This window comes from Halobaculum sp. EA56, assembly GCF_051195075.1.
Lineage (GTDB): Archaea > Halobacteriota > Halobacteria > Halobacteriales > Haloferacaceae > Halobaculum.
In genome coordinates, this window is record NZ_JBNTJX010000003.1 from 192,266 (window position 1) to 208,108 (window position 15,843).

Sequence of the window (15,843 nt, forward strand, 5' to 3'; positions counted from 1 at the left end):
TGACGCGCGTGCCGGCCCCCGACGACCCTCACGAACGATCCGGGGGATCCCGACACCCATTTGTCGGCGTGTCCCCGAGTCCGAGGCATGCTCGATTACGTCGGCCTGGAGGCGGACCTCTCCGCCGAGGAGAAACTGATCCGGGACACGGCCCGGGAGTTCGTCGCGGAGGAGGTCGCCCCCGACATCGCCGACCACTACGAGGCGGGGACGTTCCCGACCGACCTCGTTCCCGAGATGGGCGAGCTCGGCTTCTACGCCCCGAACCTGGAGGGGTACGGCTCCCCGAACGTCTCCGAGCGCGCGTACGGCCTGCTGATGCAGGAGCTGGAGGCGTGCGACTCCGGCCTGCGCTCGATGGCGAGCGTCCAGGGCGCGCTCGTGATGTACCCGATCCACGCGTTCGGCAGCGACGCCCAGAAGGAGGAGTGGCTCCCCGCCCTCGGGCGGGGTGAGGCCGTGGGCTGTTTCGGCCTCACCGAGCCGGACCACGGCTCGAACCCCTCCGGGATGGAGACGCGCGCCGAGCGCGACGCCGACGGCTTCGTCCTCGACGGCGAGAAGACGTGGATCACGAACTCCCCCATCGCCGACGTGGCGGTCGTGTGGGCGAAACTGACCTCCGAGGAGGGGTCGCCCGTGCGGGGCTTCCTCGTCGAGACCGACCGCGACGGGGTGGAGACGCCGAAGATCGAGGACAAGCTCTCGATGCGCGCCTCCGTCACCGGCGGCATCGTCCTCGACGACGTCCGCGTCCCCGAGGAGAACGTCCTCCCCGAGGTCGAGGGGATGAAGGGGCCGCTGTCGTGTCTCACGCAGGCGCGCTACGGCATCGCGTGGGGCGCCGTCGGCGCCGCCCGCGACTGCTTCGAGACCGCCCGCGAGTACCAGCTCGACCGCGACCAGTTCGGCGGGCCGATCGCCCGCTTCCAGATCCAGCAGGAGAAGCTCGCGGAGATGGCGACCCAGATCACCCTCGCGCAGCTCCTGGCGTACCGCCTCGCGGAGCTGAAGGAGCGCGGCGACTTGCGCCCGCAGCAGGTGTCGATGGCGAAGCGCAACAACGTCCGCATGGCCCGCGATCAGGCGCGCGTCGCCCGCGAGATGCTCGGCGGCAACGGGATCACGACGGACTACTCGCCGATGCGGCACCTGAGCAACATGGAGACGGTGTACACCTACGAGGGCACCCACGACATCCACTCGCTCATCATCGGGGAGGACCTCACCGGCCTGTCGGCCTTCGAGTGACGCCGCGGGGAGGACGGTAGCTCGCCCGTACCGTCGCACCCGCCTCCGACGGCGGCCGGTACGGACCGGTTCGCGCCGCCGTGGACGGGGCGCTCGCGGGTGCGACACCGCCGCCGCCACCGACCGTGAACACAACTAAGTGGGTGGACTCTGTCGGCGCGAGCGAGATGGTCGACCCGGTCGAGGGCGGTCGGCGGACGCTCGCGTTCCCCCGCGCGGAGGCGTGGGTGGTCCACGCCGCGCTCCTCGACCGGGTCCGGACCGCGGTGGAGGCGGGCGACGCCCCGGGCGGCTTCCCGGAGCTCGACACGCTGGCGGGCATCGAGGCCGGACGCGAGCGGTTCGCGGCCGACGAGGTCCGGGTCATCGCGGCCGCGCTGGAGTCGTACCTCCGCCGGGCGCCCCCGCGTGACCTGGCCCCCGGCCGGGCGGCGCTCCGGCGGACGCGGTCCGGGGGGTGACCCGGGCGGGGCGACCCGGTCCGGGCGGTCGCTCCCGCTCGCCCCGCCGCCACGCGGCGTCTCACTCGGGGAGCGACTCCCGCCGGACGAACGACCCCCACAGCCCGCGGCGGTCGGCCGCCCAGCGGTACAGTTTCTCCCGCGCCTCGGGGTACCGCGGCAGCGCCTTCGCGGCGGCGGTGAGCCACCAGCCCGCGGCGCCGGTCCGCTTGGCCACCTGTTCGAGCGCCTCGCCGCAGGAGTACACCCGGCTGTCGGTCACGAGGTGCATGCACTCCTCGTAGTCGTCCGGGAGGCGCGCGCGCAGGTCGTCGTCCAGGTCCGAGAAGCCGACGGCCTCGAACTCGCCCAGCTCCAGGGCGTGCGAGACGCAGAACGTGCAGAACCCGCAGTCGTCGTCGTACACGAGGCGGGGGACGGACATACCCGAACCTACGCGTTCGACGGATATGGGGTTTCGGGGGACGTGGTTACCGGTCGCCCGCGCGCCCGTCGTCCCCGGCCCCGTCGGGCCCGGCGTCGCCTCCCACGTCGTCCCCCTCCCCGTCCCAGTAGTCCACGGCGTCGCTCCGACGGAAGTAGATGTCGACGTCGCGGTCGCCGTCCCCGCCCGGCGGCGCGCCCGCCATCGCGCCCACCTTGTCGGAGTCGGGGTAGACCAGCACCTCCGGCTCGCGCATCGTCGAGAGCGCGAGGTACCGGAGCGGTCCGTCCGAGTCGTTGACCACGCGGTGGGCGCCGTCCTCGCCCGCCGGGAGCGCGACGTAGTCGCCGGCGCGGAGGGGGCTCGTCCCGTCGGCGTGTCGGAGCGTCCCCTCGCCCGCGAGGACGTATAGCGCCTCCTCGTTGCCCGTGTGGTAGTGGTACGGCCACGAGCGCTTGCCTGCGGGGAGTTCATACAGGCTACAGCCCAGCCGCTCGCCGCCCGCCGCGGCCGCGAGGCGCTTGCGACGCCACTCGGTCCGGTCGTCCCGCTCGGTGTCGTCCCAGTCCAGGTCGTCGACGTTGACGCGGTTCACGGCGGCGACTCGGACGGAACCGGGGTAGTCGTGTCGGCGGCGCGGCCGGAACCGAAGCGGTTTCGCCCGTCGCCGCCCCAGTCGCCGCCGTGACCTCGGGGACCGTCCGAGACGTCGCCGCGGCGCTCGCGCTCGCGAGCCTGCTCGCCGTCGGAACGGCGGGGGCGGCGGTCGGCGCCGTCGACGCCGCGGGAGCGACGGCACCGGGCGGTCCGTCCGGCGACCGCCCGGCACCCGACGCGGCGGCGACCCACTCGTTCGTCCAGTTCAACGTCTCGGCCGTGCGCACGGATCCCGGAGGGAGCGTCGCCGCGGCGGTGACGTTCCACAACGCCTACGGCGCCGTCCTGACCGTGACCGGGCCGGACGGCTTCCGCTACGCGGCCGAGATCGCGCCCGCTGGCGGCGTGCGGGTCGTCGTCCGATTCGACACCGCCGCCGCGGGTCGCGGAAAGCCGGGGGCGCTGACCGTCGCCGGCGGCGACGTCGCGAACGCGAGCGTGACGGGCGCGCCCGGCGAACCGCTCCCGCCGGGCACCTACAACGTCACGCTGTACGCGACCGGCGAGGTCCGCGACTCGATGCCGCTGACCGTCGGCGACGCGTCGGGGACGGCGCCGCCGGCGTCGGATCCGTCCGGCGCGGGCGACGTCGGGGCGTCCGACTCGTCGACGTCTTCGTCCTCGTCGTCGACGGGCGCCGGGTCGGGCTTCGGCGTCGGCGTCGCGCTGGCGGGCCTGGCCGCGGCGGCGACGCTGGCGGCCCTGTCGGCGGTCCTCGCGGATCAGTGACGCCGGAGCGACCCACGGAACCGCCGCCGAGTGTCCGGCCGCCGGGTGGAGGGGAGGGGAGGGGAGGGGGTGGCCGGATGCCGGCGCTTTTGTACGTGACGGCGGAACCACCGGCAATGGGAATCGATCCGAACTTCGACGACAACCGCGAGAAGGCCGGCGAGGAGAACGGCCTCGACGTGTGGGGGCCGGTCGAACCGCCCGAGAAACTGGGCATCCACGGGAGCCACGTCGCCGTCGACTACGACATCTGTATCGCCGACGGGGCGTGTCTGGAGAACTGCCCGGTCGACGTCTTCGACTGGGTCGACACGCCGGACCACCCCGCGAGCGAGAAGAAGGTCGAGCCGACCCGGGAGGACCAGTGTATCGACTGCATGCTGTGCGTCGACATCTGTCCGGTCGACGCCATCGACGTGGACCCCTCGCGGTCGTAGGACCGGCCGATCCGTCTGACCGATCCGGACCTACTCCGTGAGGTCTTCCAGCGCGACGCGCTCGGTCACGCCGTCGTAGCTTCCGTCGGAGGAGACGATCCGATCGCCGTCAGCGGCGATCAAGTGGAGCGCGTCGAACGGTGTCAGTCCGTCCTCCTCGACGGCGTTGGCGGCGGCGAGAACGGAATCGGTGTCCCCCCGTACCTCGACGAGCGCGGTCGCGTTCGCGACGACGCGTTCGACGTTCCGATCCTCCCGATACGCGACGAGCATCAGTTCGACCAGCGTGTGTGTCGAGGTCCAGAGTTCGTCGCCGTGTTCGCGGTAGTACTCCTCGGCGGCGGCCGAGAGCCAGTCGTCCTCCTTGATCAGCGCGAGCACGAAGTCCGTCTCGACGTAGCTCACCGACCGGCCTCCTCGAGCGCTTCCTCCTCGGCTGCCGCGGCGAGTTCCTCCGCGGTAGCCTCGACGTTCCGGAACTCCTCACGAAGCGCGGCGAGCGGGTCATCCGCGACCGGGATCAGGAGGAGCCGACCCTCACGCTCCACCAACTCGAACCGATCGCCGAACTCCTCGCGGAGCGACTTCGGGAGGTAGATCCGTCCGTCGGCGGCGTCAACGCGCATAAAACTGCTACGAATTCCACGAACTTGACTCTTCGCCGTGATCGGCGAATCGTGGAGCGGACTGGGCGGTTACGTCAGTCGGCCGCCGCCGGCGACGCGTCCCCGTCGTCGCCCGCGTCCGCCGGCGCGTCGACGGCGACGCCCTCCTTCGCCGCGAGCGCCTCACACAGCAGTTCCGCGACGTCGATCACCTCGATGTCGTCCTCGAAGTTCCCGGTCTTGCGGCCGTCCTCGTACATCGTCCCGCACATCGGGCACGCGACGACGAACTTCTCGACGGCGTCGCCGGCGTCGGTGTCCTCCAGCGCCTCGCGCAGGCGCTCCTCGCTGGGCTTGGTCTCCTCGTCGTGGTCCATCCAGAGGCCGCCCCCCCCGCCGCCGCAGCAGAACGAGTCCGCGCGGTTGCGCGGCATCTCGTGGAGGTCCACCCCGGTCGCGCGGATCAGGTCGCGGGGCGCCTCGTACACGTCGTTCATCCGGCCCAGGTGGCACGGGTCGTGGTACGTCGCGGTGTAGTCCAGCTCCGTGCCGTCCAGCCCGAGGCGGCCCTGCTCGACGAGGTTCTCGACGACCTCCGTGTAGTGGAAGACGGGGTCGTCGAACTCCGACACCTCGGGGTACTCGTTGCGGAAGGTGTTCATCGAGTGGGGGTCGGTGGTGACGACCTTCTCGAAGGTGCAGGAGGCGAACGCCTCGACGTTGTCCTCGACGAGCATCTCGAAGAGCCCCTCCTCGCCCACGCGGCGCACGTCGTTTCCGTCGTGCCGTTCGTCCTCGTAGAGGATGCCGTAGGAGACGTCCGCGCGCTCGAACAGCGTCGCCAGCGAGCGGGCGACCCGCCGGTTGCGCTCGTCGTAGCTGGGGTACTCGCCGACGTACCAGAGGAACTCGACGTCCTCCTCGCGGGCGTCGGGCACCTCGAAGTCCAGGTCCTCGGTCCACTCGGGGCGCTTGCGCGCGGGGTCACCGAACGTGTTGCCGTTCTGGAACACGTTCATCATCGCGTCCTGGACCGTCTCGTCCATCTGGCCCGTCTCGGTGAGCCGACGGTTCATCTGCGTGAACTCCGGGACGTGCTCGATGTCGACCGGGCAGGCGTCCATGCAGGCCATACAGGACATGCACGACTCCATCGACTCGGCGGCGATGACCGACTCGCCGCCGTCCGCGACGATCTCGATCTCCTCCGTCTCGCCGGCGTCCAGCCGCTCGCGGTACCGCTTCAGGTCGAGGATCACGTCGCGCGGGTCGAGGTTGCGGCCCGAGGCCTTCGCCGGGCACACCGAGGAACACCGGCCGCACTTCGTGCAGGCGTCGTGGTCGAGGAGGTGGCGCCACGAGAAGTCCTCGATGGAGCCGTAGCCGATCTCCTCGGGCCCGGCGTCCTCGGGGACGCCCGGGAGTCGAACGCCGGCCCTCTCGTCGCGGGTGACGACGTTCGCGAACGAGGAGATCATGTGGAACGGCTTCGCGTACGGGATCAGCGCGATGAACGCGAACGCCAGCAGGGCGTGGCTCCACCACGTCCAGTGGTACAGCGTCTCCGCGAGCGCGGCGTCGACGCCCGCCTCCGCGAACAGGCCGGCGAGGAAGAAGCCGACGAACGACACCTGCTCGAAGGCGGCGAACTCCGCCGACCCGATGATCCGGAACGCCTCCAGCACGTAGCCGCCGACGCCGAGCGCCAGCAGCGTCCAGACGAACGCGTCGTCCTCCAGGGAGGTGTGTTCGCCCCACAGGCGCCCGTCGCGCTCGGTGTAGCGCCGGTAGATGGCCATACCGACGCCGACGACGAACAGCAGCCCCATCGCGTCCATCACGAACGAGTACGAGAGGTAGAAGTCGCCGACGAAGAACGACTCGCCGGTGACGGGACGCCAGAGGTCCAGGTCGATGCCGAGGATGGTCGTCCCGATGAGGAGGGTGAGGAATCCCCAGAGGACGAACGCGTGCATCACGCCCGCGTACAGGTCGCGGTCGAACTGGTTGCGGTTCGAGGCGACGATCCGGGCCGCCCGAAGCACCCGTCCCGGGAGGTCGTCGAGGCGATCGAACCAGTCGTCCTCGCCGGCGGCGTAGCGCGCGAACCGCGCGTACGTCCCGTAGAGGAACACCGCGATCGCGACCGCCGCGAGGTAGTAGAACGCGGCCTTCCCGACGGGACCGATCGTCCAGAAGGTCTCGCGCGTCACGTCGGCTTGCATGTCGATAGCGCGTCGCCGCCCCCGATTAAATCTTCTCACACCATCGTGCGTGAAGGTCCGTGCCGCCCGCCTCGACGGTCCGCGCGACCGCGCGGTGTGACCGCGCGCACCCCTCGTCCGCGTGCGGCCGTCACGGGCCGTCGTCCTCGGCAACAGCCTTTTATTCGCCGATAGCTTCCGTCCCAGTCTATGGACGAGAAGACGGAGGAACTCCGCGACATCTTCCTCGACACGACGGGGGGTGACACGGTGACGGAGCGTCAGGAGGAGGGACACGGCTCGCTAGCGGACGAGCCGGACGCCGCGGAGCGCGTCGCCGAGCTCGTCTCGCGGATGCGCGAGCGCTACGAGTTCGACTCCGGCCTCTCCGAGGACGACCTCGTGCGGGTCGTCCGGCTGTACTTCGAGGACGCCGACGACGCCGCCATCGCCGACGACCTCGGCGTCGACGAGGCGACCGTGTTCGCGGCGCGGATGGACCTCCACCTCGTCCGCGAGTCGGACCGCGAGGCGCCGTTCGACCTCTCCCGGCTCCGCTCGATGCACGTCGAGGGCGTGCCGACGGCGGAGCGCGCGACCGACCTCGGCGTCGACGAGGGGACCGTCGAGCACTACTCGACGGTCGTCGCCGCCGACCTCGAGTCGACCCGGGCGAACGACCGCTTCCGCGACGAGTTCGCCGAACTCCTCGCCGAGGAGGACCTCAGGGGCGGCCACACGGAGGACGCCCGCGAGGACGGCCTCCGCGAGGCCGCCGAGGACATCGAGACGAACGTCTCCTTCTGACGAACCGCTTTTCCCGGGGTGGTTTCCTCGCGAGCGGCTTCGCCGCTCGCTGCGGGGAACCACCCCGGCAAAACCCGTTCACGACAAAAGAGCCGCTCGCTCGTCGGCCGGAGGCCGACTCGCTCGCGGTACGATCGCTGGTGATCCGCGACCGCACCGCGGCGACAACGGCACCGCAACCGCTGCCGCACCGCAACCGCTGCCGCACCGCCGCACCGCAACCGCCGCCGCACCGCGGCCGCGACAGCGAACGTTCAAATACGAACCCGACACCAGACCCCGCGTGCCCCCCGAGACGGCGACGTTCACGGATCTCGCGACGGCGACGTACTGCCCGCGCCAGCTGTACTACGACCGCCGCGAGGACGACCGTGGTCCGCCACCCGAGGCGACCGCCCGGATCGATCTGGCCTTCCGGTACCCCGCGCTCCTCCGTATGGACGACGCGGAACTCCGGGCCGAGCCGATCGACCGACCGCCGGGGGAGTACCGGACGGCGCTGGAGCGAATCGCGGAGCGACCCGACTGGGCGGCGCTGTCGGACCCGCCCGGAACCCGCGTCCTCCTCGACGGGAAGGACGCCCGGGGCGTCGCGCACAAAGTGCTCGGCGCGACGGGAGACGAAGGTACGCGGGACGAGGACGGGGAGCCGACCGGCGACCCGCCGGTGCCCGTGATCGTTTCCCCGGGAGAGCCGCCGGACTGCGGGGTGTGGAAGCCGCAGTCGGTGCGCGCGGTCGCGGCGATGCACGCGCTGTCGTGGGTCGAGGGGCGCCGCGTCCGGCGGGCGCTCGTCGAGTACCCCGCCCACGCGGTCGTCCGGGAGGTCCGCCTGTCGGTCCGACGGTCCGGCGCGTACCGGCGGGCGCTGCGGACGGTCCGCGGGATGGAGGGGCCGCCGGCGCGGCTCTCGGGCAGTCCGAAGTGCGAGTCGTGTCGACACCGGACGAACTGCGGGGTGAAAACCCGGAGCCTCAGGAGCCTGATCGGGCTGTAGAGCGGCGACCGGGACTCCGACGACGCCGGGAGTCGACCCCCGTGTCGCCGTCGCTCAGGGCTCGCTCGCCAGCCACTCGCGGATCTCGTCGGCCAGCGGTCCGGCGCGGTGGATCACGCCGCGCTCGGGGTCGACGACCGTGCTCTCGCCGCCGGGCGTCTCCCCGCCGTCGAGCACCACGGCGGCGCCGTCGCGGACCCGCGCGTCGAGGTCGGCGACGCGACGGACGCTCCCCGCGCCCGAGCGGTTCGCGCTCGTCGCCGTGACCGGCCCGGCGGCGTCGGCGAGCGCCCGCGCGGTCGCGTGGTCGGGCACCCGGATCCCGACCCTCGACCCGCCGCCGGTGAGCTCCGGCGGGAGCGCGTCGCCGCGGTCGACGACCACCGTCACGGGGCCGGGGAGGAACGCCCTGGCGAAGCGGGCGGCTCGGTCGCTCGCCGGGAGGAGCGACAGCGCCGGCTCCACGTCCCCGAACGCGACAGACAGCGGCTTGTCCCGCGGGCGGTCCTTCAGCTCGAACACGCGCTCGACCGCCGCGGGGTCGGTCGCGTCCGCGCCGAGGCCGTACACCGTCTCGGTCGGGTAGACGACCGCCTCGCCGGCGCGGACCGCCTCGGCGGCCCGGTCGATGTCGGCGTCGGTGACCCCGTCGCCGTTACCGTCGCCGGTGTCACGGTCGGGGCGGTCGGTCCGGCCGTCCCCTCGGTCGGTTCGATCGTCGGCTCCGTCGGCGCCTTCGGCGTTCATGGCCGTCGCTTACAGGCGCTCGATGTGCGACTCGACCTCGTCGTAGTCCGGGAAGTCCGGCCACTCCGAGGCGACCCACGCGTACTCGACGGCGTGCTCGTCGTCGAGCAGGAACACCGCGGGCCGGTGCTCGCGGACCCCCGTCATGCCGTCGAGGTCGTGGACGACGCCGTACAGCTCCGCGACGCCGGCGCCGGGGTCCGAGAACAGCTCGTAGTCCATCCCGCGCTCCTCGAGGAACGTCTTGTGCTCGTAGGGCGTCGAGACGGAGACGCCGACGACCGTGACGTGGTCGCTGGGGCCGCGGCCCCACTCCCGGTCGCGGATCTCGTTCCAGATGTACGTCGCGGGGAAGGCGCCGTCCATCGGGAAGAACACGAGCGCGACCGGCCCGTCGATGTCCGAGAGGGCGGTGTCCGTCCAGTACTCCTCGCCGACGAGCGGGCGGGTGAAGTCGGGCGCGGCCTCGCCCTCGGCGACGTGGTCGGCCTCGGGGAGCTCGACGACGTCGAAGTCGACCATTCAGGCTCCCCCCGCGGCGCCGCCCTCGCCGTAGGTGTTGTCGAGGTACTCGACGATGTTGCCCGACTCCGACATCGTGACGCCGGTCGCCTCGTCGCGGATGGCCGGCACCGAGCGCTTGCCGGTGAGCCGGGCGACGGCGTTCCGGTCGGAGTGCATCGGCTCGACGAACCGGGACTCGTAGTCGAGGTCGTACTGCTTGAGCTTGCGGACGACGCGCTCGCAGTACGGACACGCCTGCAGTCGGTACAGCGTGATCTGCGGGTCGGACATGAGCGAGCCTACGGCGCCCCGTCTGGTAACGTCTTCGCCCTCGGAACTCGGGGAACCGCGGGGGGAGACGACGGGTGCGGGGCATCGGCGGCGGCGAGCGCGGCGGGGCCGGCGGCTGGACCCGCATCCGCACGGAGCCACGGCCGCGTCCGTCGCGTCCGTCGCGCCCGCGCGAGGACAACGCTTAATCCGGGGGCCGGGCTAGCCTCCGTATCACATGGGTTTGTCGCCGGTACACGCTCCCGTAGTCGCCCCCGCGCAGTTCGGCGGGCTCGCGAACGTCGTGCCGATCAACGACGCCACGATCACCATCGGCGGCGTCCTCGCGATAGTCGTGCTCATCGGGCTGTCGGCGTTCTTCTCCTCCTCGGAGATCGCGATGTTCTCGCTGGCGAGCCACCGGGTCGAACAGCTCGTCGAGGACGGCCGCGTCGGCGCGGAGGCCGTCAAGGAACTGAAGGACGACCCGCACCGCCTGCTGGTGACGATCCTCGTCGGCAACAACATCGTCAACATCGCGATGTCCTCCATCGCGACGGGGCTGTTCGCCATCTACCTGAGCCAGGGGCAGGCGGTCGTCGCGGCGACGTTCGGGATCACCGCGCTCGTGCTCCTGTTCGGCGAGTCGGCGCCCAAGAGCTACGCCGTCGAGAACACCGAGTCGTGGGCGCTGCGGATCGCCCGGCCGCTGAAGCTCTCGGAGTACGTCCTCTTCCCGCTCATCGTCGTCTTCGACTACCTCACCCGCGTCATCAACAAGGTCACCGGCGGCCGCTCGGCCATCGAGACGTCCTACGTCACCCGCGACGAGATCCAGAACATGATCCAGACCGGGGAGCGCGAGGGCGTCATCGAGGAGGAGGAGCGGGAGATGCTCGACCGCATCTTCCGGTTCAACCAGACCATCGCCAAGGAGGTGATGACCCCCCGCCTCGACGTGACGGCGGTGCCGAAGGACGCCTCCATCGACGAGGCGATCGAGACGTGCGTGCAGGCCGACCACGAGCGCGTCCCCGTCTACGAGGGCAACCTCGACAACATCATCGGCGTCGTCAACATCCGCGACCTGGTCCGCGCGCGCTACTACGGCGAGGGCGACAACACGCTCGCGAGCGTCGTCCAGCCGACCCTGCACGTCCCCGAGTCGAAGAACGCCGACGAGCTGCTCGAGGAGATGCAGGACACCCGGATGCAGATGGTCGTCGTCATCGACGAGTTCGGCACCACGGAGGGGATCCTCACCCTGGAGGACATGGTCGAGGAGATCGTCGGCGAGATCCTCGAGGGCGACGAGGAGGAGCCGTTCGAGTTCGTCGACGACAACACCGTCCTCGTCCGCGGCGAGGTGAACATCGACGAGGTGAACGAGGTGCTCGACATCGACCTCCCCGAGGGACAGGAGTTCGAGACCCTCGCCGGCTTCGTGTTCAACCGGGCCGGCCGCCTCGTCGAGGAGGGCGAGGAGATCGAGTACGACGGCGTCCAGATCCGGATCGAGGAGGTCGACAACACCCGGATCATGCGCGCCCGCGTCACCGTCACCGAGGCGTACCACGGCGACGACGGCGCCGAGGCGGAGGCGGGCGCGGAGGCCGAGAACTGAGGGGGTTCGTATCCCTCGCCGGCTCGTCGTCCTGCCGGGCCACTCGCGGTCGGACTACACTACCAGTGTCGGTCGAACTGTAGCGTGGCTCGGTCGGCCGTCGCCCGCTCGTACTCCTCCCGGGTGACGGTGAACCGATGCTGGTCCGTGACCGCGCCGGAGGGGCGTGTCGAGTGTTGTCGGAGGAGCCCCTCGTGCCGGCCGCCGTAGCGGTCGACGTACTTCTCGATCATCCGCCTCGACGGATCGTTCCCGCGGGCACACGTCGAATAGAAGGCGTCCAACCGGTACCGCTCGAACGTCAACTCGACGAACGCCGACGCGCGCTCCACCCCGTACTCGCGGCCCCAGTACTCCGGAGCGAGGACGATCCCGGACCCCGCCCGCCGTTCGTCCCACTCGGGGCCGAACGCGGTGATGCCGACGAGTTCCCCGTTCTCGTCGGCCGACCTGAGCAGGTACCGCGCGGTCTCGTGGTTCTCCCACTGCAACTCCGCGGTGTCGATGAACTCGGCGACCTCGCCGACGCTCTCGAACCGGAACCACGGCATGTGCGTCGTCGCCTCCTCTCGCCAGCCCTCGCGCCGGACGAGGTCGTACAGCTCGAATGTGTCGGCGGTGTCGTGACTGATCCGCTCGAACCGGAGCCGATCGGTCTCGATCCGCTCGGGGAAGGTCGCCCGTGTCATCGTGCCACTCCGGTATCCGGGACGACGCCGATAACTCTTGGTCCCGACGGGCTTCGGCCCCCCGTCCCGTCGAACCGCGTCGGTCGGATCCCGAGCGACCGCCGGCCCCCGACCTACAGCACCGCGTCGACGACGGTGAACGCCCCGTACCCGACGCCGAGCGCGAGCGCGAGCGACCCGACCCACGCCAGCACGGTGTACCCCATCTTCCGCGTGCTCACGCCGGCCCCGCCGGCGGCGTACCCCGAGCCGATGATCGCGGAGACGATGATCTCGTTGAACGAGACGGGGATGCCGAACGCGACGGCGGTCTGGGCGATGGCGAAGCTGGGGATGAGCGCCGCGATGGAGCGCCGCGGCCCCAGCGAGGAGTAGTCCTGCGCGAGCGCCTTGATCATCCGCGGGGCGCCCGTCCACGACCCCGCGAGCAGACCGAGGCCCCCCCCGACGAGTACGGCGATCAGGGGGACCTGCACGTCGGCGCCCTCGCCGCCGATCAGCGGGACGAGCGGGCCGATGGCGAGGCCGACCTGCGACCCGCCGGCGGAGAAGGCGACGAGGCCGCCGAGCACGAGAAGGAAGCGCCGCTGTCCGCGCGCCTGGTCCCGGCGCATGTCGCGGAACAGCGCGAGCGCGGCGAGCACGGAGAACGCGACGGTCACGGCCAGCCGGCCGGCGGCGTCGGGGAGGGCGAGCGCGTCGCTCGCGAGGCCCGCGAGCGAGCGCTGGACGCCCGGCGGGCCGAGCACGGTGAAGCCGATGTTGGCGACGAGCGCGGCGACGAGGCCGGCCAGCGTCGGGACGGCGACCCGTTCGGAGACGCGCTCGGCGCGCAGGAGGCGGGCGGTGGCGTACGCGATGAAGCCGCCGACGAACGGCGTGGCGACCCACAGCGCGACGATCTCGCGGTACTTCCCCCACGCGGGCTCGCCCCCGAGCGCCAGGCCGACGCCGACGACCGCGCCGGTGACGGTGAAGGCGGTGGCGATCGGGTAGCCCGCGAACACGCCGATCGCGACGAGGACGGCGGCGGTGATCAGCCCGACGATGGCGGCCGTGGCGGTGATGGAGACGCCGACGATGAGCTCGTTGCCGACGGCCTCGGTGACGTTCGCGCCCTGCAACACGGCGCCGAGGAAGCCGAGCACGCCGACGATCAGCCCGGCTCGCATCACCGAGATGGCGTTGGCGCCGACGGCCGGGGCGAACGGCGTCGACCCCGAGGAGCCGGCACCGATCGCCCACGCCATGAACAGCGAGGCGAGGGCGGCGATCAACAGGGTGGCGAGGGTGCCGGCGGCGACCATACCCGGCCCTCTGGCCCCGCGGGTAAGTCGTTGTTGGGTTGCCGGCGTGCGTCCGCCGGTCGCATGGGGTCTTGAACCGGCGCCGGTTCCGACCCCGCCCCGCGGCCGCGACTCAACGCCGGCCCTGGTCGTAGCCCTCGGCGGCGTTCACGACGATCCGCCTGACGAACAGGTACCCGCCGAACACCAGCGCGAGGAGGACGACGAGGATGACCGTCAGCGCCGGGTTCGCCGCGACGGCGTCGACGAGCGTGTCCACGATTGCCATGTCCGCGGATGCGGCGCTACGGGGGATAGGGGTTTCGACCGGCGGGGTCGACGCCGGCCCGCCCGTGTCGGCGCTCCCGCCTCTCGCCTCCGTATGCGACCCGTCTACGCCAGCGCCGTTGCGACCCGTCTACGCCTCCGCGCCGGCGTCCACGTCGCCAGCCTCCTCCCCGTCGCGCACGCGCCGGCAGTAGGCCGTGAAGTTATCGAACAGCGTCTTCGCCTCGCAGGCGGCGTCGTACCGCTCCGGGGTGATCTCCGCCAGCACGCGGTCGACCGTCGCGTCGCCGATGCGGTCGCGCTTGCCCTCCGTCACCGACTCGGCGGTCTCCATGTCGTACTCTGGGTGGAACTGGACGCCCCAGCAGCGCCCCTTCCGGAACGCGTGGACGCCGAACTCGTTCTCCGCGAGCAGCTCCGCGCCCGGCGGGAGCTCCAGCACGGCGTCGCCGTGGGTCGTGAAGACGGTGAACTCCTCGTCGATGCCCGCGAACAGCTCGTCGCCGCCGCGGTGGCGGACGGCGTTGTACCCGATCTCGAAGTCGTCCATGCCGCCGACGCGGCCGCCGAGCGCCTCCGCGAGCACCTGGTGGCCGTAACAGACCCCGAGGATCGGCAGGCCGCGCTCGGCGGCCTCGGCGGTCCACTCGACGAGCGGGGGGATCCACTCCTCGTCCCAGTACACCGAGGAGCGCGAGCCGGTGATCACCACTCCGTCGAAGTCGAAGCGGTCCGGGAGCTGCTGTGCGTTCGCGTCGAACTCGACGAGGTCGGCGTCGAGCTCCCGGCGGAAGTTCCGCGCGGTGTTGGCGCCGTCGTGGGCGGCGTTGACGAGCGCGAGGCGGAGCCGTGTCATTACCCGTGATGGGTCGTTCGGCGCCATAGGGCTTGCGTCGCCCGCGGACCTCGCCGGCGACTCGGATCCGACGGGCGAGCCCGTTCCGGGTCGGGTGGGGGTGGAGCGAGGTGGGACGGGACGGCGCGCCGCGTCCCCTACTCCCCCTCGAAGAAGTCGAGGATCCGGTCGTTCACCTCGCGGCTCGCCTCGACGTTCGCGAGGTGGCCGGCCCCCTCGACCCCGTGGAACTCCCCGCGCGGGAGCCCCTCCGCGAGCTCCTCCCCCTTCGCGGGCGGGCAGACGCGGTCCTCGCTCCCGTGGAGCACGAGCGCCTCGTTCGTCACCTCGTAGAGCCGGTCGGACAGGTCGAACGACCGGAGCGCCTCGCGGCCGGCCTCCCACGCCTCGCGGCCGGCGTCCTCGCGGGCGCGCCACTCGACGATCCGCGAGACGACGTCGGGCTGTCGGTCGAGGAAGTCGTCGGTGAGGACCGCCCGCAGCGACGACGCCAGTGCGTCGGGGTCGGCCGGGTCCGCCCACAGGGGGTCCGGGTCGAGTCCTACCTCGGACGAGTCCTCGGAGCCCGCGGGAGCGCCGCTCCCGCGGACCCCGCCGTACGCGGCGGTGCCGACGAGCGCGACCTTCCGGACCCGACCGGAGTGCAGCGCGGCGTGGAGCGCGACCATTCCGCCGAGGCCGACGCCGATCAGGTGGACGGCGTCGACGCCGGCGTCCGCGAGGACGGCGTCCAGGTCCGCGGCGAGTCCCCCCACCGTGTACGGCCCCGGCGGCGCGTCGGAGTCGCCGGTCCCCCGGGTCGCGGGGACGACCGCGCGGTACGGGCCGGCGACGGCGGCGTGTTGCCAGCCCCACTGCCACGGCCCGTAGCCGAGTTCCCCGCAGACCGCGACGGCGTCCACGTCGCGCTCGTCGCTCCCCTCGCCGTCGACCTCGTAGTACAGATCCACCTCTCCGTTCGCAGCGTACGGCACGCCCTGCGGTTCTCGTCGCGGACGCCTCAAAGC

General features: G+C 71.7%; 20 protein-coding genes. 7 read left to right on the top strand and 13 right to left on the bottom strand.

What is annotated here, in order from left to right; translation table 11 throughout:
* Positions 1-87: 87 nt before the first annotated feature.
* Both ACQUQ1_RS06720 and ACQUQ1_RS06725 read left to right on the top strand, forming a co-directional pair.
* Positions 88-1,251, top strand: coding sequence for an acyl-CoA dehydrogenase family protein (locus ACQUQ1_RS06720; protein WP_435063503.1), 1,164 nt, complete (start codon positions 88-90; stop codon positions 1,249-1,251).
* Between the two features lie 167 nt (positions 1,252-1,418).
* Entirely contained in the window at positions 1,419-1,712 is a 294-nt protein-coding gene (locus ACQUQ1_RS06725; protein WP_435063504.1) for a hypothetical protein, read from the top strand.
* Between the two features lie 61 nt (positions 1,713-1,773).
* On the opposite strand, the gene ACQUQ1_RS06730 is transcribed toward ACQUQ1_RS06725, so the two are convergent.
* Positions 1,774-2,136 carry a thiol-disulfide oxidoreductase DCC family protein gene (locus ACQUQ1_RS06730; protein WP_435063505.1) on the bottom strand — a complete coding sequence of 121 codons (363 nt, stop codon included), beginning with the start codon at positions 2,134-2,136 and terminating at the stop codon, positions 1,774-1,776.
* Between the two features lie 46 nt (positions 2,137-2,182).
* A complete protein-coding gene (locus tag ACQUQ1_RS06735; protein ID WP_435063506.1) occupies positions 2,183-2,731 on the bottom strand; it encodes a cupin domain-containing protein in 549 nt (182 codons plus the stop codon).
* Positions 2,732-2,820: 89 nt separating this feature from the next.
* Between ACQUQ1_RS06735 and ACQUQ1_RS06740 the strand changes: the two genes are divergently transcribed.
* Together ACQUQ1_RS06740 and ACQUQ1_RS06745 are read left to right on the top strand one after the other, a co-directional pair.
* On the top strand, positions 2,821-3,522 hold the full coding sequence (locus ACQUQ1_RS06740; RefSeq protein ID WP_435063507.1) for a hypothetical protein: 702 nt from the start codon (positions 2,821-2,823) through the stop codon (positions 3,520-3,522).
* A gap of 116 nt (positions 3,523-3,638) precedes the next feature.
* Positions 3,639-3,959 (top strand): 4Fe-4S dicluster domain-containing protein, encoded by a 321-nt coding sequence (locus tag ACQUQ1_RS06745; protein ID WP_435063508.1) that lies wholly within the window; start codon positions 3,639-3,641, stop codon positions 3,957-3,959.
* 30 nt (positions 3,960-3,989) lie between these two features.
* Here ACQUQ1_RS06745 and ACQUQ1_RS06750 read toward each other — a convergent pair whose 3' ends face one another.
* From ACQUQ1_RS06750 to ACQUQ1_RS06760, 3 genes are all read right to left on the bottom strand, one after another.
* Positions 3,990-4,364 carry a type II toxin-antitoxin system VapC family toxin gene (locus ACQUQ1_RS06750; protein WP_435063509.1) on the bottom strand — a complete coding sequence of 125 codons (375 nt, stop codon included), beginning with the start codon at positions 4,362-4,364 and terminating at the stop codon, positions 3,990-3,992.
* Complete coding sequence (locus ACQUQ1_RS06755) at positions 4,361-4,585, bottom strand: AbrB/MazE/SpoVT family DNA-binding domain-containing protein (RefSeq protein ID WP_435063510.1); 225 nt, start codon at positions 4,583-4,585, stop codon at positions 4,361-4,363. The genes ACQUQ1_RS06750 and ACQUQ1_RS06755 overlap by 4 nt, the downstream gene beginning before the upstream one ends.
* 74 nt (positions 4,586-4,659) lie before the next feature.
* Positions 4,660-6,789 (bottom strand): heterodisulfide reductase-related iron-sulfur binding cluster, encoded by a 2,130-nt coding sequence (locus ACQUQ1_RS06760; protein ID WP_435063511.1) that lies wholly within the window; start codon positions 6,787-6,789, stop codon positions 4,660-4,662.
* A 189-nt stretch (positions 6,790-6,978) separates the two neighbouring features.
* On the opposite strand from ACQUQ1_RS06760, the gene ACQUQ1_RS06765 reads away from it, so the two are divergent.
* Both ACQUQ1_RS06765 and ACQUQ1_RS06770 read left to right on the top strand, forming a co-directional pair.
* Positions 6,979-7,575 carry a conditioned medium-induced protein 4 gene (locus ACQUQ1_RS06765; protein WP_435063512.1) on the top strand — a complete coding sequence of 199 codons (597 nt, stop codon included), beginning with the start codon at positions 6,979-6,981 and terminating at the stop codon, positions 7,573-7,575.
* Positions 7,576-7,858: 283 nt separating this feature from the next.
* Entirely contained in the window at positions 7,859-8,572 is a 714-nt protein-coding gene (locus ACQUQ1_RS06770) for a CRISPR-associated protein Cas4 (protein WP_435063513.1), read from the top strand.
* Between the two features lie 54 nt (positions 8,573-8,626).
* Here ACQUQ1_RS06770 and ACQUQ1_RS06775 read toward each other — a convergent pair whose 3' ends face one another.
* The 3 genes from ACQUQ1_RS06775 to ACQUQ1_RS06785 are packed head-to-tail and all read right to left on the bottom strand — an operon-like array spanning position 8,627 to position 10,114.
* Positions 8,627-9,319: an L-threonylcarbamoyladenylate synthase gene (locus ACQUQ1_RS06775; protein ID WP_435063514.1), complete on the bottom strand. Its 693-nt coding sequence runs from the start codon at positions 9,317-9,319 to the stop codon at positions 8,627-8,629.
* A gap of 9 nt (positions 9,320-9,328) precedes the next feature.
* Positions 9,329-9,841, bottom strand: coding sequence for a redoxin domain-containing protein (locus tag ACQUQ1_RS06780; protein ID WP_435063515.1), 513 nt, complete (start codon positions 9,839-9,841; stop codon positions 9,329-9,331).
* On the bottom strand, positions 9,842-10,114 hold the full coding sequence (locus tag ACQUQ1_RS06785; RefSeq protein ID WP_435063516.1) for a glutaredoxin family protein: 273 nt from the start codon (positions 10,112-10,114) through the stop codon (positions 9,842-9,844).
* 217 nt (positions 10,115-10,331) lie between these two features.
* Between ACQUQ1_RS06785 and ACQUQ1_RS06790 the strand changes: the two genes are divergently transcribed.
* Positions 10,332-11,717: a hemolysin family protein gene (locus tag ACQUQ1_RS06790; protein WP_435063517.1), complete on the top strand. Its 1,386-nt coding sequence runs from the start codon at positions 10,332-10,334 to the stop codon at positions 11,715-11,717.
* Positions 11,718-11,776: 59 nt separating this feature from the next.
* On the opposite strand, the gene ACQUQ1_RS06795 is transcribed toward ACQUQ1_RS06790, so the two are convergent.
* From ACQUQ1_RS06795 to ACQUQ1_RS06815, 5 genes are all read right to left on the bottom strand, one after another.
* Positions 11,777-12,406, bottom strand: coding sequence for a GNAT family N-acetyltransferase (locus ACQUQ1_RS06795; RefSeq protein WP_435063518.1), 630 nt, complete (start codon positions 12,404-12,406; stop codon positions 11,777-11,779).
* 113 nt (positions 12,407-12,519) lie between these two features.
* Positions 12,520-13,713 carry an anion permease gene (locus ACQUQ1_RS06800; RefSeq protein ID WP_435063519.1) on the bottom strand — a complete coding sequence of 398 codons (1,194 nt, stop codon included), beginning with the start codon at positions 13,711-13,713 and terminating at the stop codon, positions 12,520-12,522.
* A 112-nt stretch (positions 13,714-13,825) separates the two neighbouring features.
* Complete coding sequence (locus ACQUQ1_RS06805) at positions 13,826-13,981, bottom strand: hypothetical protein (protein ID WP_435063520.1); 156 nt, start codon at positions 13,979-13,981, stop codon at positions 13,826-13,828.
* Between the two features lie 129 nt (positions 13,982-14,110).
* Entirely contained in the window at positions 14,111-14,836 is a 726-nt protein-coding gene (locus tag ACQUQ1_RS06810) for a type 1 glutamine amidotransferase (protein WP_435063521.1), read from the bottom strand.
* Between the two features lie 137 nt (positions 14,837-14,973).
* Positions 14,974-15,810, bottom strand: a complete 837-nt coding sequence (locus ACQUQ1_RS06815) for an alpha/beta fold hydrolase (RefSeq protein WP_435063522.1) — start codon at positions 15,808-15,810, stop codon at positions 14,974-14,976.
* Positions 15,811-15,843: the final 33 nt, after the last annotated feature.